Origin of the sequence: Sphingobacterium thalpophilum (assembly GCF_901482695.1) — a bacterium.
In the GTDB taxonomy this organism is placed as follows: Bacteria; Bacteroidota; Bacteroidia; order Sphingobacteriales; family Sphingobacteriaceae; genus Sphingobacterium; species Sphingobacterium thalpophilum.
Genome location: NZ_LR590484.1, coordinates 5,225,968 through 5,250,148 on the forward strand (window position 1 = coordinate 5,225,968; position 24,181 = coordinate 5,250,148).

At 45.2% G+C, this 24,181-nt stretch carries 21 protein-coding genes and 2 tRNA genes; 11 read left to right on the forward strand and 12 right to left on the reverse strand.

Going from position 1 to position 24,181, the window contains the following annotated elements:
- Positions 1-73: 73 nt before the first annotated feature.
- Entirely contained in the window at positions 74-916 is an 843-nt protein-coding gene (locus tag FGL37_RS22115) for an alpha/beta hydrolase (RefSeq protein WP_051606947.1), read from the reverse strand.
- Positions 917-1,004: 88 nt separating this feature from the next.
- A complete protein-coding gene (locus FGL37_RS22120) occupies positions 1,005-1,886 on the reverse strand; it encodes a hypothetical protein (RefSeq protein ID WP_028070216.1) in 882 nt (293 codons plus the stop codon).
- A gap of 38 nt (positions 1,887-1,924) precedes the next feature.
- Here FGL37_RS22120 and FGL37_RS22125 point away from each other — a divergent pair, with 38 nt between their 5' ends.
- Positions 1,925-2,740: an META domain-containing protein gene (locus tag FGL37_RS22125; RefSeq protein ID WP_028070215.1), complete on the forward strand. Its 816-nt coding sequence runs from the start codon at positions 1,925-1,927 to the stop codon at positions 2,738-2,740.
- Positions 2,741-2,994: 254 nt separating this feature from the next.
- On the forward strand, positions 2,995-3,948 hold the full coding sequence (locus FGL37_RS22130) for a glycoside hydrolase family 43 protein (RefSeq protein ID WP_028070214.1): 954 nt from the start codon (positions 2,995-2,997) through the stop codon (positions 3,946-3,948).
- A gap of 95 nt (positions 3,949-4,043) precedes the next feature.
- On the opposite strand, the gene FGL37_RS22135 is transcribed toward FGL37_RS22130, so the two are convergent.
- Positions 4,044-6,263: an NADP-dependent isocitrate dehydrogenase gene (locus FGL37_RS22135; protein ID WP_028070213.1), complete on the reverse strand. Its 2,220-nt coding sequence runs from the start codon at positions 6,261-6,263 to the stop codon at positions 4,044-4,046.
- Positions 6,264-6,479: 216 nt separating this feature from the next.
- Here FGL37_RS22135 and FGL37_RS22140 point away from each other — a divergent pair, with 216 nt between their 5' ends.
- The 4 genes from FGL37_RS22140 (at position 6,480) to FGL37_RS22155 (ending at position 10,381) form a co-directional block, all read left to right on the forward strand.
- On the forward strand, positions 6,480-7,319 hold the full coding sequence (locus FGL37_RS22140) for an aldo/keto reductase (RefSeq protein WP_028070212.1): 840 nt from the start codon (positions 6,480-6,482) through the stop codon (positions 7,317-7,319).
- Between the two features lie 54 nt (positions 7,320-7,373).
- A complete protein-coding gene (locus tag FGL37_RS22145) occupies positions 7,374-8,225 on the forward strand; it encodes a helix-turn-helix domain-containing protein (RefSeq protein ID WP_051606945.1) in 852 nt (283 codons plus the stop codon).
- A gap of 85 nt (positions 8,226-8,310) precedes the next feature.
- Positions 8,311-9,651: a TolC family protein gene (locus FGL37_RS22150; RefSeq protein ID WP_051606943.1), complete on the forward strand. Its 1,341-nt coding sequence runs from the start codon at positions 8,311-8,313 to the stop codon at positions 9,649-9,651.
- 94 nt (positions 9,652-9,745) lie between these two features.
- The gene (locus FGL37_RS22155) at positions 9,746-10,381 is read left to right on the forward strand and encodes an HdeD family acid-resistance protein (protein ID WP_028070209.1); all 636 of its coding nucleotides are present in this window, start codon (positions 9,746-9,748) and stop codon (positions 10,379-10,381) included.
- Between the two features lie 24 nt (positions 10,382-10,405).
- On the opposite strand, the gene FGL37_RS22160 is transcribed toward FGL37_RS22155, so the two are convergent.
- Positions 10,406-11,047, reverse strand: coding sequence for a peptidylprolyl isomerase (locus FGL37_RS22160; protein ID WP_232048760.1), 642 nt, complete (start codon positions 11,045-11,047; stop codon positions 10,406-10,408).
- 197 nt (positions 11,048-11,244) lie between these two features.
- On the opposite strand from FGL37_RS22160, the gene mgrA reads away from it, so the two are divergent.
- Positions 11,245-12,282 carry an L-glyceraldehyde 3-phosphate reductase gene (mgrA, locus tag FGL37_RS22165; RefSeq protein WP_028070207.1) on the forward strand — a complete coding sequence of 346 codons (1,038 nt, stop codon included), beginning with the start codon at positions 11,245-11,247 and terminating at the stop codon, positions 12,280-12,282.
- 109 nt (positions 12,283-12,391) lie between these two features.
- Here mgrA and FGL37_RS22170 read toward each other — a convergent pair whose 3' ends face one another.
- The 3 genes from FGL37_RS22170 to FGL37_RS22180 form a co-directional block, all read right to left on the reverse strand.
- Positions 12,392-12,919 (reverse strand): DUF1697 domain-containing protein, encoded by a 528-nt coding sequence (locus tag FGL37_RS22170; protein WP_028070206.1) that lies wholly within the window; start codon positions 12,917-12,919, stop codon positions 12,392-12,394.
- A 1-nt stretch (position 12,920) separates the two neighbouring features.
- Positions 12,921-13,226 carry an MGMT family protein gene (locus FGL37_RS22175; RefSeq protein ID WP_028070205.1) on the reverse strand — a complete coding sequence of 102 codons (306 nt, stop codon included), beginning with the start codon at positions 13,224-13,226 and terminating at the stop codon, positions 12,921-12,923.
- Positions 13,227-13,487: 261 nt separating this feature from the next.
- A tRNA-Arg gene (locus tag FGL37_RS22180) sits at positions 13,488-13,561 on the reverse strand.
- A gap of 184 nt (positions 13,562-13,745) precedes the next feature.
- Between FGL37_RS22180 and FGL37_RS22185 the strand changes: the two genes are divergently transcribed.
- Together FGL37_RS22185 and FGL37_RS22190 are read left to right on the forward strand one after the other, a co-directional pair.
- Positions 13,746-14,264: a YceI family protein gene (locus FGL37_RS22185; protein ID WP_028070204.1), complete on the forward strand. Its 519-nt coding sequence runs from the start codon at positions 13,746-13,748 to the stop codon at positions 14,262-14,264.
- 55 nt (positions 14,265-14,319) lie between these two features.
- Positions 14,320-14,407 (forward strand) — tRNA-Ser (locus FGL37_RS22190).
- Positions 14,408-14,662: 255 nt separating this feature from the next.
- Here the strand turns inward: FGL37_RS22190 and FGL37_RS22195 are convergent.
- The 5 genes from FGL37_RS22195 to FGL37_RS22215 all read right to left on the reverse strand — a co-directional run bounded on the left by FGL37_RS22195 (position 14,663) and on the right by FGL37_RS22215 (position 21,382).
- Positions 14,663-15,025 (reverse strand): response regulator, encoded by a 363-nt coding sequence (locus FGL37_RS22195; protein WP_028070203.1) that lies wholly within the window; start codon positions 15,023-15,025, stop codon positions 14,663-14,665.
- 71 nt (positions 15,026-15,096) lie between these two features.
- The gene (locus tag FGL37_RS22200) at positions 15,097-15,927 is read right to left on the reverse strand and encodes a CheR family methyltransferase (RefSeq protein ID WP_028070202.1); all 831 of its coding nucleotides are present in this window, start codon (positions 15,925-15,927) and stop codon (positions 15,097-15,099) included.
- Positions 15,928-16,296, reverse strand: a complete 369-nt coding sequence (locus FGL37_RS22205) for a response regulator (protein WP_028070201.1) — start codon at positions 16,294-16,296, stop codon at positions 15,928-15,930. It abuts the gene before it with no gap.
- Between the two features lie 12 nt (positions 16,297-16,308).
- Positions 16,309-19,905, reverse strand: a complete 3,597-nt coding sequence (locus FGL37_RS22210; RefSeq protein WP_028070200.1) for a response regulator — start codon at positions 19,903-19,905, stop codon at positions 16,309-16,311.
- Complete coding sequence (locus tag FGL37_RS22215; RefSeq protein ID WP_028070199.1) at positions 19,895-21,382, reverse strand: hybrid sensor histidine kinase/response regulator; 1,488 nt, start codon at positions 21,380-21,382, stop codon at positions 19,895-19,897. Before FGL37_RS22215 ends, FGL37_RS22210 begins: the two co-directional genes overlap by 11 nt.
- Positions 21,383-21,592: 210 nt before the next feature.
- Here FGL37_RS22215 and FGL37_RS22220 point away from each other — a divergent pair, with 210 nt between their 5' ends.
- Together FGL37_RS22220 and FGL37_RS22225 are read left to right on the forward strand one after the other, a co-directional pair.
- Positions 21,593-22,603 (forward strand): ligase-associated DNA damage response exonuclease, encoded by a 1,011-nt coding sequence (locus FGL37_RS22220; RefSeq protein WP_232048761.1) that lies wholly within the window; start codon positions 21,593-21,595, stop codon positions 22,601-22,603.
- Positions 22,600-24,180, forward strand: coding sequence for an ATP-dependent DNA ligase (locus tag FGL37_RS22225; RefSeq protein ID WP_028070197.1), 1,581 nt, complete (start codon positions 22,600-22,602; stop codon positions 24,178-24,180). Before FGL37_RS22220 ends, FGL37_RS22225 begins: the two co-directional genes overlap by 4 nt.
- The last annotated feature ends 1 nt before the right edge of the window (position 24,181 follow it).

Below are 24,181 nucleotides of genomic sequence, written 5' to 3' on the forward strand. Positions count from 1 at the left end.
AAGTTTATAATTTGTTAGTCAAGATCTTCTATAAACAAAAATAGCAATTTATTCATTTACGCCAAATATTTATCTATTTTTTCTGCTGATTTTTTTCGGTCTCCTCAAAAAAACCTTTGAAAAAAGCCATTTGATAAACTATAGAGCGTGCCCAATAAGCCCAGTTGTGTCCGCCCTCACTTGTAACAAAAGTATGGTTGATGTTGTGATAGGTCAACTTATCGTGCAGCGCCATATTCACGGGATAGAAAAAATCATCAGTTCCACAGTCGATGATCAGACGAAGTTTGTTGTTGATCAGCTTGGGCACCATGTTGATGACCACGCGGTTGTCCCATGCCTGCGGGTCGTCGGCATAATTCCCTATACGGTCCTTAATTTCCCAATTCAGGGGGAAGGGTCTGAAATCGACACCCCCAGCGGTGCTCCCGGCAGCACCATAGAGGTCCTGATGCTTGATCGCCAGAGAGAGCGCGCCATGCCCCCCCATACTAAGTCCCGTGATGGCGCGTCCTTTGCGGTCCCTGACCGTCGAATAATGCTGATCGACGTAACTGATCAGCTCCTTGGACACAAACGTCTCATATTGATAGCTTTTATCATTCGCAATATCCCAATACCAGCTTCCAAAACCGCCATCTGGACAGATCACCATATAACCATACTGATCAGCCAAGGAGGACACGGGAGAGTTTTTCACCCAGTTGCTATAATTACCCGAATAGCCGTGCAATAAGTAAAGTACCGGATACTTCTCGTGCTCTGAATAACCATCGGGCAGAATAACAACTGTCTTGATTGTTTTTCCCATACTTGGGCTGAGGATGGATAAGGTGTCAACTTTTGCCGCTCTGCTTACTTGGATAAAGCTCATCAAGGCAATGGAAATACATAGAAATTGTCTAAAAATCATCATATTATATGTTAGGTTTTATATTCACTTGAACAATACAGCGCAATGGTGCAGTCCTTGTAAAATCGTAGCCGACACGCTGCTTTATCGTTTATTGAATTTTCTCAAAGTAGTAAAGATAAGACTTTAAGCCAAATGGACGTTCACTAATTGTATAAAATCCGTTACCCTGATTATCGAAAGCTATCGCCTCGCCTTGCGGCTCTACGACATAAGGAATCTGTATAGGAGCCTCCCGTAACGCTGCCGACCATGGGATTTTCGGATTTCTTTTCCAATAAAAAATATGGGTAATATTTTTAATCAGCATTTCTCTGCCCTTAGGGTCAATCGCTGCTGCTGTCGCGAAAGTAAACGGAAGTTCCACAATTTTATCGAGGGTATAATAGTGCAGCCGGGGATTTTTGAAGACCGGAGCGCTATATACAGTGGAGCGAAACTCACGTTTTGATACCACATACAGCATATTGTCTGTGGGGTCAACCATGATAGCTTCCGCATCCAGACGTTTTCGCCCCGGAAACTTAACATGCACGGTTCTTATGCTGGATCTGGGGATCAGGGCTGAGTCCTTTAAAGAGGGTTCAGGAAATATATATAAGGTAATCCATGTTCTTTTCTGCAAATTATTTCCAATATCGGCCAGTACTAAATGAGATTTACCACCAATAGTCACCCGGTCAATATCCTCACAGTCGACCACTTCCGTTCCTGCTAGGGTAAATGTTTTGACCAATTTGGCCTGAGCATCCAGCAGATAAACATTTGGGCCATCGCCACTGTCATTGTGTACCCAAAACATGCCTTTCGTGTGAGCTGGGATAATCCCCGACACTTCCCTGAGCTCTGGGGCGGTCAATTCACCCTGCGGCATTTGCGATTTAAAATATTCCTTGTTATTTTGAGCAAATAAATGCAAGTTCGATAGATAAAGTACAAGCAGAAAGCTTACTATCATGTGTGCAATATTCATGTTTAAAGATACGTTTTTATTAATATTTAATTCCTCATATGAAGAAGTTGCGTTCGTTTTACCTTCCTTTACTACTGTTTTTTCTGTCGTCGGACAAGCTGTTGGCGCTGAGTAACTCGTTTAGAATAAAAGTCGGGACAGCGTACGCGGTCACACCAGCTTACCGGGGGAAATGTTATAACAGCAACAACTGGGAAAATTTTGATATTGAGAGCCGGCGCTTTGATCATAGGCCTAAATCCGACAATTTCATTGGAGTGCAGGACACTGTCATCTGGCAAGTCGGCGACACCTATGTTAACGGACAGGTGCTTGGCAGGCTGAAGTGTCTGCAAGTAAAATCAGCGAAAAAAGAACGCTGGGATTATATCACCGCACCTATCTTGGGTTTCGATTATGAGGAGGGCTATACATATACAATTAAAGTGAAGCAAACGAAAGCAAAAAATGCAGACAGTACACAGTATGAATTGCTCGACATCATATCCAAAAAACGCGTCACCGCACTCCCTAGTGTTGCTTCTTTTTTAGCACGATTTAAATGGAATCTACTGCAGTTAAACGGCAAAGATGTCTCATCAAGCAGAGCAAGCATCGGATTTGACGCAAAAAACGGCACCGTTGCGGGCAGCACAGGCTGTAATAAATTTTGGGGAGATTTTACCATTATGGGCGATAGGATTAGCTTTTCGCATCTTGCCAGCACAATGCGGGCATGCAGCGGCGCTAGCATTGAAAACGACTTTTTTGCGGTTGTCGAACAAAGACAGATCCAATTCGACATTGCCGAACAAACCTTAAACTTATACCTGGACGGAAAACTGGTGATGATATTTGGTCTGGAGCGCGGATAAAAAAACACCCGAAGTTTGGGGAACTCCGGGTATCTTAGCCATATTATTAACCTATTTTATGAAAAGTATTTATGCCATTTTGGAAATGACATACACAAATATGTGAAATAAATCGGAAAGAATCGAAACCTTTACCTGATTTTAACATAATTTTAACATTTGAAAATCATGAGACAAATCGGCACATAAATGATAAATTTTTAGCGGTTGCACATTCGTCTTTTTGATTATCTTAATCATTTTAAATCAAAGCAATGATCAGAACAATTTTCACAGCAACCACATTATTTATAGCGACTGCGCTCTCGGCGCAGAAAAATCCGGTTATTACAGGTAACTACGCCGATCCGGAAGGTATCATATACAACGATACGTATTGGATCTTCCCAACCTATTCTGCTCCCTATGAACAGCAGCTATTTTTCGATGCATTTTCCTCTCCCGACCTGGCCACCTGGACCAAACATCCGCGCGTGCTGGACAACAGTCGCGTCACTTGGGCAAAAAAAGCGATGTGGGCCCCTGCCGTACTGGAAAATAAAGGAAAATACTATCTGTTCTTCAGTGCCAACGATGTACATGAGGGAGAAATCGGAGGCATCGGCGTAGCCGTATCCGATAAACCGGAAGGCCCCTACACCGACCTGTTGGGCAAACCGCTCATCAACAGCATCATCAATGGGGCTCAACCGATAGACCAATTTGTATTCAAAGATAAAGATGGTTCATTTTATATGTATTACGGCGGCTGGAAACATTGCAACGTAGTCAAACTCAAACCAGATTTTACGGGTCTTCTTCCTTTCGATGATGGCAGCTACTACAAGGAGGTGACCCCCAAGGATTATGTCGAAGGCCCATTTATGTTTATGAAGAACGGCAAATACTATTTTATGTGGTCCGAAGGTGGCTGGACAGGCCCGGATTACAAAGTGGCGTACGCAATTGCCGACTCTCCTTTTGGGCCATTTGAGCGTATCGGGACTATTCTCGAACGGGATCCTGCCGTTGCCGTGGGTGCGGGACATCATTCAGTCATAAAAGTACCAAACAAGGACAAATATTTCATTGTCTACCATCGCAGACCATTGGGCAAAGACGGCGCCAACGAGCGGGTCACCTGTATAGAAGAAATGAAATTTGACGCACAAGGACATATCATTCCCATCAAAATGACATTCGAAGGCGTCAAGTACCCGTTAAAATAACTTTTATAGATGCAAATAACACATTCAGTTCATACATAAAATAATAAAGGCCCGGCAAACTACCGGGCCTTTATTATTATTGCTGACCAAAGGGATTAAATACGGCCGATTACATCGTTTAATGTGGCAGAAGGGCGCATAGCTTTAGCTGCTAAATCATCATTAGGGAAATAGTACCCCCCGATATTCTGCGCATGACCTTGTGCGCCGATCAGCTCTTCATTGATCTTCGCCTCGTTGTCGGTCAATTCTTTGGCCACAGTGGCGAATCTGTCCGCCAAATCCGCATCTTTTGTCTGTGCAGCCAGAGCTTGTGTCCAATATAACGTCAGGTAGAAATGAGATCCACGATTGTCGATCTGACCTACACGACGTGCAGGTGATTTGTCGTTAGCCAGGAATTTCTCCGTAGCTTCATCCAACGTTTCTGCCAGCACCAACGCTTTGGGATTGTTTTGCGTTTGGGATAAATGCTCCAAAGAGGCTCCCAGTGCCAAGAACTCGCCCAATGAATCCCAGCGTAAATAGCCCTCCTGTACAAACTGTTCAACGTGCTTCGGTGCCGAACCACCTGCACCGGTTTCGAACAGACCACCGCCGTTCATCAAAGGAACAATAGACAGCATCTTCGCAGAAGTGCCTACTTCCAGAATTGGGAATAAATCTGTTAGATAATCACGTAAGACGTTACCCGTCACGGAGATGGTATCTTCACCCCTACGGATGCGTTCCAATGAGAATTTGGTTGCTTCCACCGGCGACAAGATCCGGATATCCAAGCCCGTTGTATCGAAATCTGGCAGGTATTTTTCAACTTTCTTGATAATCTCTCTATCGTGCGCACGGTTTTTATCCAACCAGAATACCGCTGGAGTATTTGACAGCCGTGCGCGGTTTACCGCAAGTTTTACCCAGTCCTGGATAGGTGCATCCTTGGTCTGACACATCCGGAAAATATCTCCTTCTTCCACTTTCTGCTCCATCAGTACATTGCCTTCGGCATCCACGACACGGATTACGCCATCGCCGGCTGCTTGGAAAGTTTTATCATGAGAACCATACTCCTCGGCTTTCTGTGCCATAAGACCCACATTTGGAACCGAACCCATGGTCTTCGGATCCAAAGCACCATGTGCCTTGCAGTCTTCAATGGTCGCCTCATATACCCCTGCATAACAGCGGTCCGGAACCATCGCAATAGTATCCGCTTCCTGGCCATCTTTATTCCACATTTTGCCACCAATACGGATCATCGCTGGCATAGAAGCATCGATAATGACGTCCGAAGGAACATGCAGGTTGGTAATGCCCTTATCCGAATTGACCATTGCCAGATCAGGACCTGCCTGGATAGCAGCGTCGATAGCCGCTTTTACTTCCGATTCCTGTGCATGACCTGCAATTTTGGTGTACACTTCGCCCAGACCGTTATTTTTATTGATCCCGAGTTCCTTAAATAAATCACCGTACTTTGCAAACACATCCGCAAAATAGGTCTCCACCACTGCACCGAAGATGATCGGGTCAGACACCTTCATCATTGTAGCTTTCAGGTGAGCGGACAATAATACACCAGCTGCCTTAGCTTCTGCAATGGTATCGGCCACAAAACCTTTAAGTGCTTTCAGACTTAGTGTTGAGGAGTCGATGACTTCACCTGCTTTTAGTGGCGAAAGGCCTTTTAATTCGGTCACCGAGCCCTGCGCATCAACAAACTCAATTTTGAACTGACCTGCCTGCTCAACTGTCAAAGATTGCTCGGAGCCATAGAAATCACCAGAAGCCATGGAGGCCACTTTTGTTTTTGAATCTTTTGACCACGCGCCCATCTTGTGTGGGTTTGCTTTTGCATAATTCTTTACCGCTTTAGGTGCACGGCGGTCTGAATTACCTTCACGTAAAACAGGATTTACTGCTGACCCTAGTACTTTTGCATATTTTGCTTTAACTGACTTTTCTTCTTCTGTACCAGCTTCATCCGGATAATTCGGAACCGCATAACCGGCTTTTTGCAACTCGGCAATAGCACCTTTCAACTGGGGAATCGAAGCGGAGATATTAGGTAATTTAATAATGTTTGCCTCAGGAGTTGTCGCCAACTGTCCCAACTCTGCCAATGCATCAGCAACTTTTTGATCTTCTTTTAAAAACTCTGGAAAGTTAGCAAGGATACGGCCCGCTAAAGAGATATCTCTTAATTCAACATCGATATCAGCCGTGGCTGTAATCGCCTTAACAATAGGCAAAAACGAATAAGTCGCCAGTAATGGAGCTTCATCAGTTTTTGTCCAAACAATTTTTGCTTTGTTTGACATAGTAATCTATTAGAAATATGTTTAATTTTATATGCAACCGAAATCATTGAAAATTTTAAAATTCTCAAAATTTCGCCTAAAGATAAGAATAAATGCAATAAACCTCCATAAATCCTAGCGTTTTTGACAATAAAATTGTCATTGCCGTCTTGACATTTCAGTGACGGGACTATGCGCACTAAACGCTATTTTAGTCACTTAAAACGAGAACAACACATGAAATCTTTCAAACTGAACAATGGAATTGACATTCCGGCAATTGGATTTGGAACCTGGCAGATTCCGGAGGGCGACGAAGCCTACCGAGCCGTCAAAGAAGCGCTGTCGGCGGGATATACCCATATCGATACGGCTGCCGTTTATGGTAATGAAAACAGCGTAGGTAAGGCGATCAAAGACAGCGGGATTGACCGCAGCCATCTGTTCATAACGACCAAGCTCTGGAACACAGAACGTGGATACGATAAAACTCTTGCCGCGTTCGATAAGTCACTGGCCACTTTAGGGCTCGACTATCTGGACCTTTATCTGATCCATTGGCCCGCCAACGAAACACAATTTGAGGACTGGGCAGCCATAAATGCAGACACCTGGAAGGCGCTGGAACATCTCTATAAGCAAGGCAAAGTCAAAGCAATCGGAGTCAGCAATTTCCCGAAGCCCTATCTTGAAAAGCTGCTGGAAACAGCAGAAGTCATTCCGGCAGTCAACCAGATTGAATTCCATCCCGGCCACCTTCAGGAAGAGACGGTTGAACTTTGCAAAGCTCACGATATTCTCGTCCAGGCTTGGTCACCACTCGGTTCAGGAAGGATCCTGCAGGACGAGACTTTAAGTGCTTTGGCAACAAGTAAGCATACCAGCGTGGGACAAATCTGTATTCAATTTGCGTTGGCGCAAGGCATTCTCCCTCTGCCCAAATCGACAAATCCCGAAAACATCAAACGAAACCTGGACATGGACAGCTTCGAGCTCAGTGCTGAAGATCTGGATACGATTAGCAAACTTCCTGCAATGGGCTTTTCGGGTTCGGATCCAAAGAAAGTGACTTTTTAAAGAACAAACCTGAACCCCGGCCAGTTTCGGGGTTCAGATTCTGCTTGTAACACCATGATGAATAGCATACAGATCATCGATCAGTCCGAGCTCCCGTTGGCAGACGAAGAGTATTATTACCATCCGCTCACAACAGCATGCATCCTTCTAAGGAGCGGGCACGCGATGGTAAACTGCAATGGCAGTACGGTGCACCTGCACGCAGGTAATATATTCTTTATCGGTTATGGCAAATACTACAGCTTTCTGAAAATCAGTGATGATGCAAGCTTTAAAATACTCAACTATGATAAAAATTTTTCCAGCCGAATTCGATTGTCCGTCAGCAAGTACGACGCATATCGCTTGATCAACATCAACAACGCCGTTCCTTTCTCCCCCGCGGCTGGTGACTTTGAAACGATATGGACATTAACAAGCACCTTGCACGTAAACTGCAAACGCTTAGTTGAACAGCAAAGAGATTTCTTCGCGAGGGCAAATACCAATATCTTTATGGCGATCATTTATTTATTGGCTGCCGTCATTTACGATACCGGAGAAAGCTCCGGAACTGTGCGCAGTAAAAGAAAAGAGGAAATTACGGTTCAGTTTTTACAGCTCGTCGCCGATCATTACAAGGTCCACAGAGACCTGGCTTTCTATGCAACGGCCCTCAATATATCGATTAAATACCTTTCAGTCAGTGTCAAGGAAATAACCAACGATTCACCTTCCGATATTCTGAGTAACTGGCTGATTACGGAAGCACGTGCCCAACTGATTGTGTCCAATAAAACTATCAATCAGCTGGCTCAGGAATTTCATTTTTCTGACCAGTACGCATTCAGCAAGTTTTTTAAAAAACATGTGGGCGTCACGCCGAGTCTTTTTCGGGAGCGGCAGTCTACGACTGTTACCAATTGAACATCATAAAGCATAAATCAAACATTTCCTAAGCGCATTTCGAGCCCTACCTTTGTAGGACATATATAAGAATTAGGAAATCATCATGCAAATTATATCAAGCATAAGAAAAACAGGTTTATACCTGATCGTCTGTCTCATCTCACTGTTCAATAATACCACTTATGGACAGGACAGCATACCTGTACAGATGATGAATATACAAACCCTATTTGACCTTGCTGTGCATAACCATCCCAGCCTCGCTGTATCCGAAGCCAGCGTAGCGATAGCCAGACAGAATACAGCGATTGCAAAACAGAAAAAATTGCCCGAAGTCACGGCCTCAGCCAGCGCATTTTATTTGGGTGATGCCGCGCTGATCGACAAAAACTTGTCTGGTTCGGAACGGGTTCCGCTACCCCATTTTGGCAACAGCTATGCGCTGGAAGCAAAAGAACTGATCTGGAAAGGCGGGCTGGTCAAAAATTCCATCAAAGTCTCCGGCTTAGGCGAAGAACTCGCTGCTCTGAATCATAAAAACGAACAACAAAATGTCAAAATATTAGTGCTGGGCTATTATCTCGATTTATTTAAACTCTATAATCAGAAACAGGTCTACTGGCAAAACATTGAACTGGCCCGCAAACGACTTGATCTCACCGAAAAACTCTACAAACAAGGGATGATCACCAAAAACGACATCATTCGGAATCAACTGCAAATTTCGGAACTGGAGCTAGCCAGCGAGACCATTCAGAACAACATCAAAGTACTCAGCGACGAGCTGGACGTAGCATTAGGCATGCCCGTCGGCACCCTGATAGTACCCGACACCACGATCCTGCATCAAAATTTCCGGGCCCAGGATCTGACAGCACTGCAGCAAGATGCCTATGCATCAAATCCAACTCTCCAGCTTGCCGCAAAAGAAACCGAACTGCTCCAAACAGAAAAAGACATCACCAAGTCCGAAAAAGCTCCTGCCATCAGCTTGTTCGCCGGAAATGAACTGGTGAAACCCATCACCAACGTCATGCCCGTAATAGATAAATACATGAACACCCGGAATGCAGGAATCTCACTCAATTATAACATTGCGTCCTTATACACGACAAACAAGAAACTGAAATTAAATGACCTGGAAATTGAGAAAAACGAAAAATATAAAAACGCCCTGAAACAAAAGACCACCATAGCTGTTAATAGTGCATACATTAAGTACAATGAGGCATGCTCACAGCGCAAGACTCTGGCCTATAACAAAGCGCTTGCCGACGAGAATTACCGCATTATTGAGAAAAAGTATTTGAACCAGCTAGCCTTGATAGTTGACATAATGGACGCATCAAATTCGAAGCTCGAGGCAGAACTAAAATATACAAATGCTGAAATCAATATTGTGTATGCATATTATAAACTTCTGAAAGAAACCGGAAAGATTTAATCCGTTCCTGTTGCCTAATTTTAATCAGTTTTATATATGTAAAGCCTCATTGAGTAATTAATGGGGCTTTTTTACACATATTTTAACACAGATTATGGCAAATTCATTTTTCAAAACGGTCAGGTCATCCATTAAACACTGGTATATACCGCTAATCGTCGGCATACTTTTCATCGTTCTGGGTTTTTACACCATAACGACACCGGTGGTTTCTTTTCTTACTCTCGCCTATCTATTTTCTTGGTCATTTATGATTTCCGGAATCTTAGAGATCATTTTTGCAGTCCAAAATAGAGATGAGGTGGATGCCTGGGGATGGTATCTTACCGGAGGTATACTTTATACACTTGTCGGCCTGCTGCTTTTTCTGAATCCTTTACTGTCCGCAGGGACAATGGCGTTTATGGTAGGTTTCTATGCGCTGTTTAAGTCCATCCAGCTACTGTCCTTTTCATTTGACCTTAAACATTATGGCAGTAGATCCTGGGGTTGGATTACATTGTTTGCCGTATTGGCTATTATTTTCAGTTTTGTATTGCTCTGGAATCCTGTATTTGCGGGATTCTCTCTGGTGATTTGGACAGGAATGGCGATCAGCACAGCTGGTTTTGCCGCCTGCGTTTTCGCTTTCCAGCTGAGGAACCTGAAAGACATTCACGGAAATCTGCCGCCAGAGTGGCGAGAACGGTATCAACGGCTGAGAGAAGAATTTGAACAGCACCGCCGATAAGAAAAGAGAAAAGGTATTAAGCAATTATTCGGTGATCTCGGTGACACGGAAAGGAACTTTACTGAGCGGAAAATCCTGCTTATCGGTTTTTACGCGACTTATATTCATGATTACGTCGAGTCCCTGATAGATTTCACCAAAAACGGTAAAGTCATGATCGAGCCTTGGCTGCCCCCCGTGCTCGAGGTACTCTTTTCGTTGCGCCGAAGTGTATTTCATTCCTTTTTTGATTTCCAGGCTGTCCAGCTCTGCTTCAGTGATCTTCTTACCCACCACAAAGTAGATCTGGTTCAAAAAAGACGCCTTGTCCGGATTGTTGTCACGGCCTGCCCCCAACGCTCCTAATTTGTGGAATGCCCGCGGGTCGAATTCGGCCGACAACCGAGGTTTCAGCTGCTGCGGATCCGCAGCTTCCCTTTTCTCAATGTCGATATCATGCTCGCCGCCCTGAACCACAAAATTGTTGATAATGCGATTGAACAAAGCCCCCTGATAAACACTATCTCTGATTGACCGAAGTATCAGATCGCGGTGTTTAGGGTTAAAATCATATAGCAGCACCTTAAAATTTCCAAAATCAGTACTGAACAATAGGCGCTTTGTCTGACAATAACTGTAAGTTGTCCATATCATCAAAAGCCCAGCTATAAATAAGATCTTTTTCATGCGCATAAATCTGTGTTTTCAAAAAGTTGTTATAAAAATACATTAATTTCCGATAGTCACAATGCTGCCGCAACAATGACGGTCCGTCCCTAAGACCAACCTCCACCCACGCAAGGGATAAAATGCACAGTTTGTATCGATTAAATTGCATATAAAAATCAATTTGTCTAAGTTTGGATAACACAAAATGACATTTTATGCAGTATATTCCTCAACCTGAACGCTACCAGAAGATGATTTACAAGCGCTGTGGTCAGTCTGGGCTGCAGCTGCCCGCCATTTCTTTGGGACTCTGGCACAACTTTGGCGATGACAAGCCCCATCAGACCAAAGTTGACATCTGCACCACTGCTTTTGATCTGGGGATCACCCATTTTGATCTGGCTAACAATTACGGCCCGCCTCCCGGAAGTGCTGAAAAAGCTTTCGGACAAATATTGAAACAACAGTTTGCGGGCCTGCGCGACGAACTCATCATATCCACCAAGGCAGGCTACCATATGTGGGATGGCCCCTATGGAGAATGGGGCAGCCGAAAATACCTAATCTCCAGCTGTGACCAGTCTCTGAAACGTCTGGGGCTGGATTATGTGGATATTTTTTATTCGCATCGTTTCGATCCCAATACCCCTCTGGAAGAAACGATGATGGCACTTGACCAGCTAGTGCGAAGCGGCAAAGCTTTGTATGTTGGTATTTCCTCCTATAATTCGCAACGCACCCGAGAAGCCTATGCGATTCTAAAATCACTAGGCACACCCTTTATCATTCATCAGCCGAGTTATTCCATGCTCAATCGCTGGGTTGAATCCGACGGGCTTTTGGACAATCTGGATGAGCTCGGCCTCGGTTCAATCGTTTTCTCTCCATTAGCGCAAGGAATGCTCACAGACAAGTATCTAAAAGACATTCCTCACGACAGTCGCGCCTCCCAGTCCAAATCACTACAGACGAGATTTTTAAACGAGGAGAACCGAAAGAATATACAGGCGCTGCATGCTATTGCAGAGCGCCGTGGGCAGTCTTTGGCTCAAATGGCCATTGCATGGGTATTGCGAAAGCAACAAGTTACCTCGGCCCTGATCGGTGCCTCCAGACCACAGCAGGTCATTGACTGTGTGGGGTCGCTCAAAAACCTTTCTTTTACCGAAGCAGAGCTGCGGGAGATAGATCTCTATGCCAAAGATGGTCACATCAATATATGGGCACAGTCCGCGGAATTAAGCAAGGATTGATAAACGGGCATCCTCGGCTGTTCAGACTATTCTCCGAATGTCGATTAGAAAACGAGGCGCAAGACATAAAAGTATGCAGAAGGAACAGGGCTATCCAAACCGGATAGCCCTAACTCATCTTTTTTAATATTTTTTCGAATGTATTGACATTTCTGCTGGTAAACTTATCTTTTAGATTTCTCTTTCCCAGTACTTTTCCAAAAGTTGAATCCAGCGTATTTCCTTTAGGCACCCGCCAGTAAAATGTATTATTGACAATCGTGCCCCTCTCACCATCGGCTTTACTGGCGCGGTCAAACTCCTCCATAAGCGTCTCCTCCACTCCCGGAGCACCTATAAAAGCATAAATATGGTATCCGGAATGCTTTTCGAAAGGAATTTGATCCCAAAACGCTGCAGTTTCCTCTTGTGATCTGACAAATAGATAAGCTTCATAAGAGAAATGGAGGCTCATCGCCTTCTCCAGCATGCTTTTCAGTTCATCCGCCTGCTGATCAGCTGAAAAAACGATATTACCGGACGCAAGTACGGCGCTGACATCTTCCACGCCCGCATTTCTGAATACCTGACATACATCCACCATCTTCATATTTGTTCCTTTGACGTTCACTCCACGAAGAAAAGCACAATATTTCATATTATTCATCGATTAGTTCTTCCATTGGGTTCCAAAAGATCCTCTTGAAATCCTTGATTCTCGATCCCTTCACAGTAATGCCTTCGGCTTCAAGCTTTGATTGAAATTCAGGTACCGACAGCAACCCGCCGCTGGACACCACCCGATGTGCAGGCACATCCTTGGGACATCCGCCCATGGCTTTACCGACATGCCGGGAATGGTTGGGATAACCCAGTGCTTTAGCAATCGCGCCGTAAGTTGAGACACGCCCTTTGGGTATAAGGCGGGCCACTTCGTATACTTGTTTTTTAAAATCCTCATCCATTGTTATATCTTCGGTATGATGTCGAATATCGCCTGACGTTGGCGCGTTAAATAGCTGTATCCGGCCGGTTACGGCTGTCGTTGCAGCAATTGTATTAAAGATACGAAAAATCAGCTTATACGATGCGAAATCAGAGGGTGAAAGTGTCTACTTTGGGTTATGGAGCCACTAAAAATAGGTGGTGGGAGGATTTATAGCGATAATTTCCAGGGATCATTGTTGCATTAAAAAAGGCCCTCTTTTACTATGAGGGCCTTTCCGTACGCCAATCAGGATTCGAACCTGAGACCGTCGGTTTAGAAAACCGATGCTCTATCCAGCTGAGCTATTGGCGCGTCGCTTTCGGTAATGCAAAAGTAGACATTTGCACAAGAATTCCAAAATATCATTTACTTTTTTTTGTGGTTTTTCAATAAGTGATTGCGTTTCAATACGATTATTTTATTGACCTAGGTCAAACAAATTCCGCAAAACTGCTGTTAACTTTGTGTTGTTAAACAAATAGAAAAACACAAAATTATGGCACAAGGAAAATGGGAATTAGACGCTGCACACAGCGAAATAGAATTCAAAGTAAAACACATGATGATCACCAATGTCAAAGGTAACTTCGACAATTTTAAAATAGATGTAGATACTGAAGGCGAAGGTTTTGAAAACGCTTTGGCCAAGGTGACCATCGATACCGCATCGATCAATACACGTAACGAACAACGCGATGCACACCTTAAAAGCGCTGATTTCTTTGATGTAGAGAAATATCCCGCAATTACTTTTGACGCAACCAGCTTGGAAAACGATCAGATCAAAGGAGATCTGACAATTCGAGATGTAACGCGGCCTGTGGTATTTGATCTTGAGTTTGCCGGTATTCAGAAAGACCCTTGGGGCAATACAAAAGCAGGATTTATTGTGGAAGGAAAAATTAAACGTTCAGACTTTGGCCTCAACTGGAATGCGGCTTTAGAGACTGGCGGTGTAATGGTTAGCGACGAAGTAAAATTTAGTGCTGATATTCAGTTTATAAAAGCAAAATAAGCGAGATATATAAAATAAAATTTGGCAGAAGCACAAAAAGTCGTACTTTTGTCGCGGAGAGTTGGCAGAGTGGTCGAATGCGGCGGTCTTGAAAACCGTTAACTGTCACAGGTTCGGGGGTTCGAATCCCTCACTCTCCGCCAGCAAAAACAAAGCCCGACATAGTCGGGCTTTGTCGTTTATAAACTTTTGCAGATAACCTATCAATTTTATATGTCTCCAATTACTTCAACATTAAATTTTGCTGTCCTCCAGGCGAATTTAAAGTGGGGTTTATGCAAATTGTAATTCGCTACAAAATTAAATCGCGAGATTTTTAAATTCGGTTTCAACCCTATTTTCGAAAATAGGGTTGAAACAAATTGGCCGGTCGAAGCTGCCAGCCGCGCAAACCAGCATCAAATATAGCTATTGACGATGGCCTCCAATTCTTCCAGATCAAATGGTTTGGGCAGGAAGGCATCCGCGCCGGCGCGTTCGGCCAGCATTTCGATGTCATTATTAGCCGAAACATAGATAACCGGGATCTGCTTGAACCGCTCATCCCCTTTGAGGAGACGCGTAGCTTCCACCCCGCCAATATTCGGTATCCAGTTGTCCATTAAGATCAGATCCGGTGCATACGATTCTACCTTGTCAATAATATCATGAGAGGTCTCCGACACTTTGACCACGAGCCCCAGATCAGTCAGCACAACAGTGATGACCTCCAAAATGATCTTATCATCTTCAAATATCAGTACAGTTTTTCTTTTATTCATATGCACTATTTTATCATGCCATGGCAGGTTGCCTGCTACGCTTTAAGCTATTCTTGCCGGAAGCAAACATCCTACAATGGCAAAATTTTTTTCCAGATCTTTTGATCACCGACAGCAGTGAAATGATGTTGAATACTGGAAAAACGGATTGTTTCTTTACTGCCCAAAGCGAGGTATCCAAGGTTTTCGAGGCTCGCATCAAATAGCCTAAAGACACGGTCTTGGAGTTCCTTATTAAAATAGATCAGCACATTTCGGCACATGATCAGCTGAAAACTATTAAAAGACGTATCCGATACGAGATTGTGGGTCGATAAGATCATCTTACGCCTGAGATCTGCATCAAACTTTGCCCATTCATAGTTTGCAGTATAATAATTCGAAAAATCCTGTTTCCCTCCAGATTCTATATAGTTTTCGGAGAATGATTTAATCTGACTCAGCGGATATACACCCTTTTGAGCAATTTCAAGTACCCGCGGGTTAATATCCGTCGCATAGATCAACGCTTTATGATGAAGGTTAGCTTCTTTCAGCAGGATCGCCAGCGAGTAGGCTTCCTCACCGCTGGAGCAGCCCGCTATCCATATCCGGATCAGCGGATAAGTACCCAGCTGCGGCAATATTTCTTCACGCAGCTGACGGAAGAACAAGGGGTCCCGGAACATTTCGGTCAGGTTTACAGTAATTTCCTCGACAAAATGCTGCAGAAACTCCGGATCATCCTTCAGCGCAAAACGCAGTTCCGCAAAGCTAGCCAGCCGATCGTTGCTCATGATACGGTTGATCCGGCGTTTGATCGAAGCTCGGCTGTACTGCATAAAATCATAACCATAACGCTGGTAGATATCTTCCAGTAAAATATCTATCTCCTCGTCCTTAATAATGCTCTGACCTAACATTTATATAAAGCGTTCGATTTCCACCAACAGTTTGTCTACGTCAATCGGTTTGGAGACGTAGGCCTGCGCTCCCGCAGCCAGACATTTCTCCCGGTCGCCGGCCATCGCTTGAGCGGTCACTGCGATAATGGGGAGATCGGGCCGATACGCTGATTGACGGATCAGACGAATAGCTTCGTAACCATCAATCTCGGGCATCATCATATCCATCAACACCAATGCAATATCGTTTTCCTGCTCCAATAACTTGACTGCTTCCCCTGCCGCCAGACAACTGGCAACAGGATAGCCTTTGGCTTTTAAGGTCAGCCCCAAGGCAAAAATATTCCGGTTGTCATCGTCCACGATGAGTATTTTATTTTGGTTCATCAATTTCTTAGCTTAATTTTCATATAACCATACACGCAGCAGAGACAGCAGCTGATCGATATCCACAGGCTTGGATATGTAATCCGATGCGCCCGCCTGAATACATTTCTCACGATCTCCGATCATGGACTTAGCTGTGACAGCAATAATAGGAAGGGCCGAGAACTTCGGTATCTGCCGAATATTTCTGATCGTCTCATAACCATCCATTTCAGGCATCATCATATCCATCAGCACAATATCTATGGACTCGTCCTCTTTCAGCAATTCAAGCGCTTCCTTACCATCCATAGCCGGAATGACCTGCACCTGAAACTTCTCCAGCGCCTTTGTCATTGAAAATATATTACGTACATCATCATCAGCTACCAGCACCTTTTTATCCCGTAGCACATCCGTCAGCGCCCCCAGCCCGTTGCTTCTTCTCCTGACCTCATCGCTATTATTCACCTCTATCAGGTGTAAGAAGAGACCCACCTCGTCCAGAATACGCTGATACGAATGCGCTGTTTTCACAACGACAGAGTCGGCGTATTTCTTGATTTTGAGTTCCTCCGATTTCGACAGATTCTTTCCGGTAAATATAATGATCGGTAAATTTTCGAGACCTTCATGCTGCTTGATAGCCTCCAGTGTATTGTATCCCATTTCATCTGGAACGCCCATGTCCAGAATCACGCAATCTACCTCCGCTGTACCCAATGCTTTGATGCTATCCTCTACATTATCTTTTACTTCAAGTGCAATATTAAAACTACTTAAGAAATAAGCCAATGCATTGGCATGCTTAGGATTTTCCTCGACGATAAGCACCTTTTTTGGCGACTTGCTCAGTGCCGATTCAATCTTTTGGAATACCGAAGTCATCTGCTCCAGAGCGACCGGCTTATTGATAAAATCGATAGCTCCCTTCAGCAGGCTTTCTTTTTTGACTTCCAGCGATGACATGATATGCACTGGAATATGGCGGGTACTGTTATCGCCCTTGAGCTGGTCCATTACAGCCCATCCGTCCATCACCGGCAACTGTATATCCAGTAGCACAGCCTGCGGATGATATTTCTTGGCAGCAGGTAAGGCATGGTCACCACGCACGACGACGACTGCCTTATAGTGCTGGCTATGGGTATATTGCAATAGAGCTTTTGCAAAGTTAACGTCGTCTTCGACGATCAATATCACTTTGTCTCCCTCCACAATGTGGTCCCGGTCATCAGGCAGTTCTTCCGGAATACGGATCGTTGCCGGATTGTAAGCATCATCGGTAACCAGCTCTTTGACCTCTTCGATTTCGGATTGAATTTCCTCGACCAATTGCTGTTCCTTTGTCCGCATGTCGCCGGTTTCCACTTCCTGTTTTGGAATAATGAACAGGAATGTGCTTCCTTTTCCTTCCTCGCTCTCCAGCTTGATCTCACCACCAAGCAAGCGTGCGATTTCCCGGCTGATGGATAAGCCGAGGCCGGTGCCTCCAAATTTCCTACGTGTAGAACCGTCCGCCTGCTGGAAAGCTTCAAAAATAATCTTTTGTTTGTCCAATGGTATACCTATACCAGAATCCACCACCGCAAACACGAGTTTTTCACGCGATTCATCCTCATACACATCGAGTCTGACCTCACCCTTAGCCGTAAACTTGATTGCGTTAGAGATCAGGTTGCGTAATACCTGATCAATACGCAGGCGGTCACCTCTGAACGCTGGATTCAATCCAGAACGGATACGGATCGTAAAGGAAAGTCCTTTTTCGTTGACAATCGGCAAAAAAAGATTGTTTAAATCCGCCGCGATATCGTTGAGATTGAGTGGCGTATATTCCAGCGTCATCTTGCCGGATTCAATCTTTGACAGATCCAATATTTCATCGATCAATGTCAATAAACTGGTACCGGAGCTCTGAATAACTTTTGCCGATTCAATCTGATCCACACTGAGGTTCTGCTCGTTGTTTTCAGAAAGCAGACGGGACAAGAGCAGGATTGAATTTAGTGGAGTACGCAGCTCATGCGACATATTGGCCAAAAACTCCGACTTATATTTGGTACTCAATGCCAGTTCTTCGGCTTTTTGCTGAATTTCAAGATTGCGTTCGGCAATCAGCAGGTTTTTATCCTCCAGTAGTTTCGAACGCTCTTCCAGCTCTTGGTTGGACTGCAGCAGTTCTTCATGTTGTACTCGCAGTTCTTCCTCCGAGGCCTGTAATCTAAGGGTCTGAGCTTCCAGTTCAGTATTCAGATTTTCCAGCTCCGCATGCTGCGAAAGAAGTTCTTCGGACTGTACCTGGGTCTCTTCCAGGAGCGTCTGTATGCGGGCTCTGCTCTTTGCCGACACCAAGGCTATGGCGAGCTGACGGGCACATTCCTCCAAAAATTTAACTTCAATCGGGGTGAAAGCGTCACTCTGTCCGATTTCCAGAACCCCCAGTACCTGATCCTCGTATACCATCGGTACAAAGATCAGATGGGAAACAGTGATTTTGCCACTTGCAAAACTAACCACGTAATCTCCAGAACTTATATCATTAATCAGCTTTGTTTCCTTGTCTGCGAACACCTGTCCCACATACCCCTCACCGGGGGCAAAGAACTCCTGCGCTCCATGGTCCAGACCATAGGCAGCGGAACGCTCCAGACGCTCCTCATTAAAGAGGTAAATCGCACCGGTCAGGCCGTCCACATAGCTAACGAGTCCCCTAATGGAGTCTGCAGCGATGGCTTTCTCCGTTTTATTGCCCACCAGTCCGGTATATAAATTCGCATATCCGGTATGGAGCCAGTCGTTGTCCTTGAGTTGGTCAAAGGACTTTTTGAGTGCTTTGGACATGCGGTTGACCGCTTTGGCAATGGCGCCCAGATCATCCTCTTCAATATCTTCGGCCCGCACGTCGTAATCTCCCGAGGCGATCCGGCTGGTGATTGCCTGCACCATGTTGAGTCTGCGTCGGATGCCCTCATCCTTTTCCCGAAGTGTCTGTTCGAGTTCGGCGCGTTTAATGAAATCAGCCCGCAGACGTATGTAAAAATACCCTGTGATGATGACCGACAGTATTGCGCTGATAATAATGAATAAGGTTGTTATCAAAGAAGAATTGTCGAGATTAGTGGACTTTTGGTCGATATTATCGTCTTCATACCGGATGATTTCTTTCAGGATATTCCTGCACCTGTCCATCGCCAACTTACTTTCTTCCAGCTGGTCAAATGTTACCACCCCACCTTTTCTTTTCGTATCCACCGATTCCTTTAGTACATCAAGACGCAGCTGGGCTGCATTATACAGGCTGTCAACACGAGCCTTCTGCGCAGGATCATCAGCCGTTAGCTCCTTTATTTCCCGAAGTTCGTTGGGGAGGCTTTTGAGGGCCATATTGAATGGCTCCAGGTAATTTTCTCTGCCCGTCAGGAGGTAACCTCTGTTACCAGTTTCGGCGCCCTGTAGCGAGTTCAGAATAATATTGGACAAGCTAATGATCTTCCGTGTGACCGAAAGCTCCTGCCGGTGCTTGTTCTGCTCCTGGATCCCTAGATAAGAAACGGTCGAACTGATCAATAGCACAGCAAGGGAGAGGCCGATTCCGACGGTTAAATTACGTAGTGTTTTATTTGGCATCTATAGGTAAGTTTAGCGGTAATGTAAAATAGAATGTTGCACCCTGCCCAGCCGAGCTTTCGACACCGATTGTGCCCTGATGACTGCGTATGATTTCCGAACAGATATAAAGCCCTATTCCGAGCCCCTGAAAATCGAAAGAAGTTTCCTCCACACGGTAAAACTTATTGAAGACCTCTTTTTGTTTATCTGCCGGTATGCCTATACCAAAATCAACGACACTGATCTTGACAAAGTCGCCGTATATTGAACAGTCAACGATTACCTTTTCTGTTCCCGCGGCATATTTATACGCATTCGTCAAAAAATTGACCAGTACCTGCTCCAGCCGTATTTCGTCGCCGTACACCATTAGCCCCTTGATATCCCCGCTCCTACAGAGTTTCATAGTACTTTGGTCATGCGTCTGAACAATTGAATCCACAGCATTCTGTACCATCCGTTCCAATGAAAACAGCTTTTTGTTTATTCCCAGCTTCCCGTTGTCGATTTTGGACAGGTCCAGAAGATCGGTGACCAAGCTGTTGAGCTTCTCTACCTGATCCTGCACACGGGAGACATATTTGGCTTCAGCACAGTCCTTCTCGAGCTTTAACTTACGGTCCAGCAATTGCATATACGCCTTGATGCTCGTTAACGGTGTCTTGAGTTCGTGGCTTGCAATACTTAAAAACTCATCTTTTTCTTTTTCGGCTTTTTTCTGCCCGTCAATATCCGTGAATGTACCCACCCAGTTATTTTTTTCACCGTTTTCCAGTATGGGCCATACACGCAGCAGCTGATATGAATAGCCGGTTTCGTCCCGCTTTTTGAGGCGCACTTCGGTTTCCAGTGGCCGTCCTGATTTGAGACTTTCCCGAAGGTCATCCATGATTGGTCTGTCGTCTGGATGCGTCTGCGGGAATGTTGATTCATGTTCCGAAAACTGAAACCAGCGTCCGTTGACAAATCCAATATTTCCACGGTTGTCACAGGTAAACGCGATCTGTGGCAGCGATTCCAGCAGCGTATGCAGATAATCCACCTTTGAACGCAATTCTTTTTGTGCCTGCTTCCGCCGCTCAACCTCCATTTCCAGAGTCTGTTGTATATCCTTGAGAGCCTGTGTCTGTTCGTGCAGCCGATAAAATGTCTTTACCTTCAGCATCAGGATATCAGGGTCTACCGGTTTGGTGACATAATCCAGTCCACCCGAGTCATACCCACGGGTGATAAAACGCTTGTCGGTATTGACAGCGGAAAGAAAAATAATGGGCGTCTCTTTCGTCTTACTGAACCCCGCAATATTTTCAGCCACTTCAAAACCGTCCATGTCCGGCATCTGGACATCCAGTATAATCAGCGCATAGTTGTATTTTAAAATCTTCTTCAAGGCCTCCTCGCCCGACTGTGCGGTATCAACCTTAAAATTTTTGGATTCCAATAACTTTTGTAACGAATAAATATTATCTGGGTTGTCATCGACTATTAATATCATAGAGAGCTAAAACTTAGAATCAAAAGTAAACAAATGTAAAAAAATTAACTGAATCCACCTTCGTCTTGTCCACGGTAAAATAACGTTCACCCCGCAATTTAAGCACTCTGGACAAGCTATGCAACAAATAAACAAAACATTAACTTATGATTACCTGTTTGAATTAATAAAGATCAACATCAATACATCAGAAGACAAACACAGCTGCGTATGATTCAGTTTACATCCAAGGGTATATATTGCATTCCGGGAAGGTTTTATCTTGATCCCTGGCAACCTGTTGACCTGGCTGTTATTTCACATGGACATGCTGACCATGCCCGCTGGGGAATGAAAAAATACCTTTGTCACCATTTCACGGTAGGAATTCTCCGAAGCCGTATTGGCCCCGATATACAGATCCAGGGTCTCGCTTACAATGAGCCTGTACATATCAACGGTGTAAAAGTTTCCTTACATCCTGCGGGGCATATCATCGGTTCGGCACAGATCCGCTTAGAATACAAAGGTCAAGTTGTTGTCTTCACGGGCGACTATAAGCTACAGGATGATGGTCTATCCACGCCCTTTGAACCCGTCAAATGCCATCAGCTCATCACAGAAAGCACCTTTGGGCTGCCTGTGTACCACTGGGAAACGATAACCATACAGAATCAGCGTCTAAAAACCTGGATAGCCAACAACCAGGCCGCCAAAAAGTCTTCGGTTTTTATTGGTTACTCGCTCGGCAAATCACAGCGGATTCTGAATGCCGTGCAGGAGATGGGGCCCGTATACGTGCATTACAGCATTGCCCGACTGAACGAAGCTTATACCGAAGCAGGTATAAAGCTACCGTCTTATCAGATTGCAGATCTTAAGCTTAATTCCAAACAACTCGACGGACAGATTATATTACTCCCGCCGGCACTGCTTGACAGCCAGCTTTTACATAAGATACCTCACGTTGCCTACGCCATCTGCTCCGGCTGGATGCAGATCCGTGGTGCCCGACGCTGGCGAAGCGCAGATGCCGGTTTCGCGATCAGTGATCACGCCGACTGGCACGGTCTGCTCCAGGCCGTCCGTGCCAGCAGCGCCGAGAAGGTCTATGTGACCCATGGGCAGACAGCCACCTTTGCCAAATACCTTAATGAGATCGGCATTGAAGCTGAAGAAGTCAAAACCCAATATGGCGATGAAGAAGATCCACAAACCCTTACACAGGAATCCGCCACATGAAAGAATTTGCAACATTGATTCATGCTCTCGACAGCAGCAATAAAACCAACGTAAAAAAAGAAGCAATCATCGCGTTTCTTAACGAAGCCCCAGACAAGGACAAGCTCTGGCTTTTGGCACTCATGACCGGCAAGCGGCCAAAGCGACCGGTATCTACCAAAGATCTGAGGACCTGGGCACTGGAGATCACGGACATCCCGGAGTGGTTATTCATCGAGTCCTACGCTGCTGTTGGCGATCTTGCCGAAACCCTGGCGCTCCTTTTACCTCCGCCTACGGCGGCCAGCGACCGCAGTCTAAGCGAATGGATGGACGCCATTACCAGATTACAACAAGCCACTCCTGCGGAGAAAAAGTCCTTTGTACTCGATTCATGGAATGCATTGAATACGGTCGAACGATTCATTTTCAATAAGCTGCTCGGGGGAAGTTTCCGGCTGGGCGTTTCGGCCAAGGGCCTGATCAACACTATTGCGCAGCATTTTGCCGTTGAAGCCAGCGTTGTGGCACACAGTATTATGGGTGAATGGCATCCTGATGATGTAGAATTTGACAAACTGATCGGTGGCGTTTATAGTGATACCAATTTATCCAAGCCCTATCCATTCTGCCTTGCCTATCCGATCGAAAAAGAGCTGGAAGACCTGGGTGATATCAGCGCCTGGCAGGCAGAATATAAGTGGGACGGAATACGCGGTCAGCTGATCAGACGCGGGGACGACACCTTTATCTGGTCGCGGGGCGAAGAACTCGTCACTGCACAGTTCCCCGAAATCAGTGAGGCCCTTCAGCAATGGACCGACAGCGCCGTGCTGGACGGTGAGATCCTGGCGTTCAAAGAAGGACAAGTGCTCAATTTCTCCGAACTTCAGAAACGGATCAACAGAAAAGCAGTCACTAAGATATTGCGTCAGGAAGTGCCCGTCGTTGTGTATCTTTACGATTTATTGGAATTAAATGGCACCGATCTGCGCCTTGAACCCTTGGCCTACAGACGTAAACTACTGGAAGAGGTATACCATCGCAATCATAATACAGCCATACAGTTATCACCTACAATTAGCAGTACAGACTGGACGGAATTACGATCGGTACAATCGGCCTCCCGGACGATTAATAGTGAAGGCCTCATGCTTAAACGGAAAGACTCCGTTTACTATGCGGGCCGAAAAAAAGGCGGTTGGTGGAAATGGAAAGTTGACCCCATGAGCATCGATGCCGTGCTGATCTACGCGCAGAAAGGCAGTGGTCGACGTAGTGCGCATTATACCGACTACACGTTCGCGGTGCGGGATGGTGATCATCTAGTGAGCATAGCCAAGGCCTACTCAGGACTCACAGATAAGGAAATACTCGAAGTGAGCCGCTATGTCAAACAGAATTCACTGGAAAAATTCGGACCGGTGCGTACCGTCCGACCCGAACTTGTGTTTGAAATTGCCTTTGAAGGCATAGGATACAGCAAAAGACACAAGTCCGGTGTGGCCCTGCGCTTTCCCAGAATCCTGCGTTGGCGAAGAGATAAAAAAGCGACCGATATTGATACATTGGAAAACGTCAAAAAATTGATACCATAAG

Excerpts from the sequence above, each read along its gene's own strand:
- FGL37_RS22145 (WP_051606945.1), top strand. The coding sequence starts at position 7,374 with ATGATGAATAGCATACAGATCATCGATCAGTCCGAGCTCCCGTTGGCA.
- FGL37_RS22185 (WP_028070204.1), top strand. The coding sequence starts at position 13,746 with ATGGCACAAGGAAAATGGGAATTAGACGCTGCACACAGCGAAATAGAA.
- FGL37_RS22225 (WP_028070197.1), top strand. The coding sequence starts at position 22,600 with ATGAAAGAATTTGCAACATTGATTCATGCTCTCGACAGCAGCAATAAA.
- FGL37_RS22200 (WP_028070202.1), bottom strand. The coding sequence starts at position 15,927 with ATGTTAGGTCAGAGCATTATTAAGGACGAGGAGATAGATATTTTACTG.
- FGL37_RS22220 (WP_232048761.1), top strand. The coding sequence starts at position 21,593 with ATGATTCAGTTTACATCCAAGGGTATATATTGCATTCCGGGAAGGTTT.
- mgrA (WP_028070207.1), top strand. The coding sequence starts at position 11,245 with ATGCAGTATATTCCTCAACCTGAACGCTACCAGAAGATGATTTACAAG.
- FGL37_RS22125 (WP_028070215.1), top strand. The coding sequence starts at position 1,925 with ATGAAGAAGTTGCGTTCGTTTTACCTTCCTTTACTACTGTTTTTTCTG.
- FGL37_RS22135 (WP_028070213.1), bottom strand. The coding sequence starts at position 6,263 with ATGTCAAACAAAGCAAAAATTGTTTGGACAAAAACTGATGAAGCTCCA.
- FGL37_RS22215 (WP_028070199.1), bottom strand. The coding sequence starts at position 21,382 with ATGATATTAATAGTCGATGACAACCCAGATAATATTTATTCGTTACAA.
- FGL37_RS22210 (WP_028070200.1), bottom strand. The coding sequence starts at position 19,905 with ATGCCAAATAAAACACTACGTAATTTAACCGTCGGAATCGGCCTCTCC.
- FGL37_RS22205 (WP_028070201.1), bottom strand. The coding sequence starts at position 16,296 with ATGAACCAAAATAAAATACTCATCGTGGACGATGACAACCGGAATATT.
- FGL37_RS22195 (WP_028070203.1), bottom strand. The coding sequence starts at position 15,025 with ATGAATAAAAGAAAAACTGTACTGATATTTGAAGATGATAAGATCATT.
- FGL37_RS22130 (WP_028070214.1), top strand. The coding sequence starts at position 2,995 with ATGATCAGAACAATTTTCACAGCAACCACATTATTTATAGCGACTGCG.
- FGL37_RS22150 (WP_051606943.1), top strand. The coding sequence starts at position 8,311 with ATGCAAATTATATCAAGCATAAGAAAAACAGGTTTATACCTGATCGTC.
- FGL37_RS22140 (WP_028070212.1), top strand. The coding sequence starts at position 6,480 with ATGAAATCTTTCAAACTGAACAATGGAATTGACATTCCGGCAATTGGA.
- FGL37_RS22155 (WP_028070209.1), top strand. The coding sequence starts at position 9,746 with ATGGCAAATTCATTTTTCAAAACGGTCAGGTCATCCATTAAACACTGG.
- FGL37_RS22175 (WP_028070205.1), bottom strand. The coding sequence starts at position 13,226 with ATGGATGAGGATTTTAAAAAACAAGTATACGAAGTGGCCCGCCTTATA.
- FGL37_RS22120 (WP_028070216.1), bottom strand. The coding sequence starts at position 1,886 with ATGAATATTGCACACATGATAGTAAGCTTTCTGCTTGTACTTTATCTA.
- FGL37_RS22160 (WP_232048760.1), bottom strand. The coding sequence starts at position 11,047 with ATGAAAAAGATCTTATTTATAGCTGGGCTTTTGATGATATGGACAACT.
- FGL37_RS22170 (WP_028070206.1), bottom strand. The coding sequence starts at position 12,919 with ATGAAATATTGTGCTTTTCTTCGTGGAGTGAACGTCAAAGGAACAAAT.
- FGL37_RS22115 (WP_051606947.1), bottom strand. The coding sequence starts at position 916 with ATGATGATTTTTAGACAATTTCTATGTATTTCCATTGCCTTGATGAGC.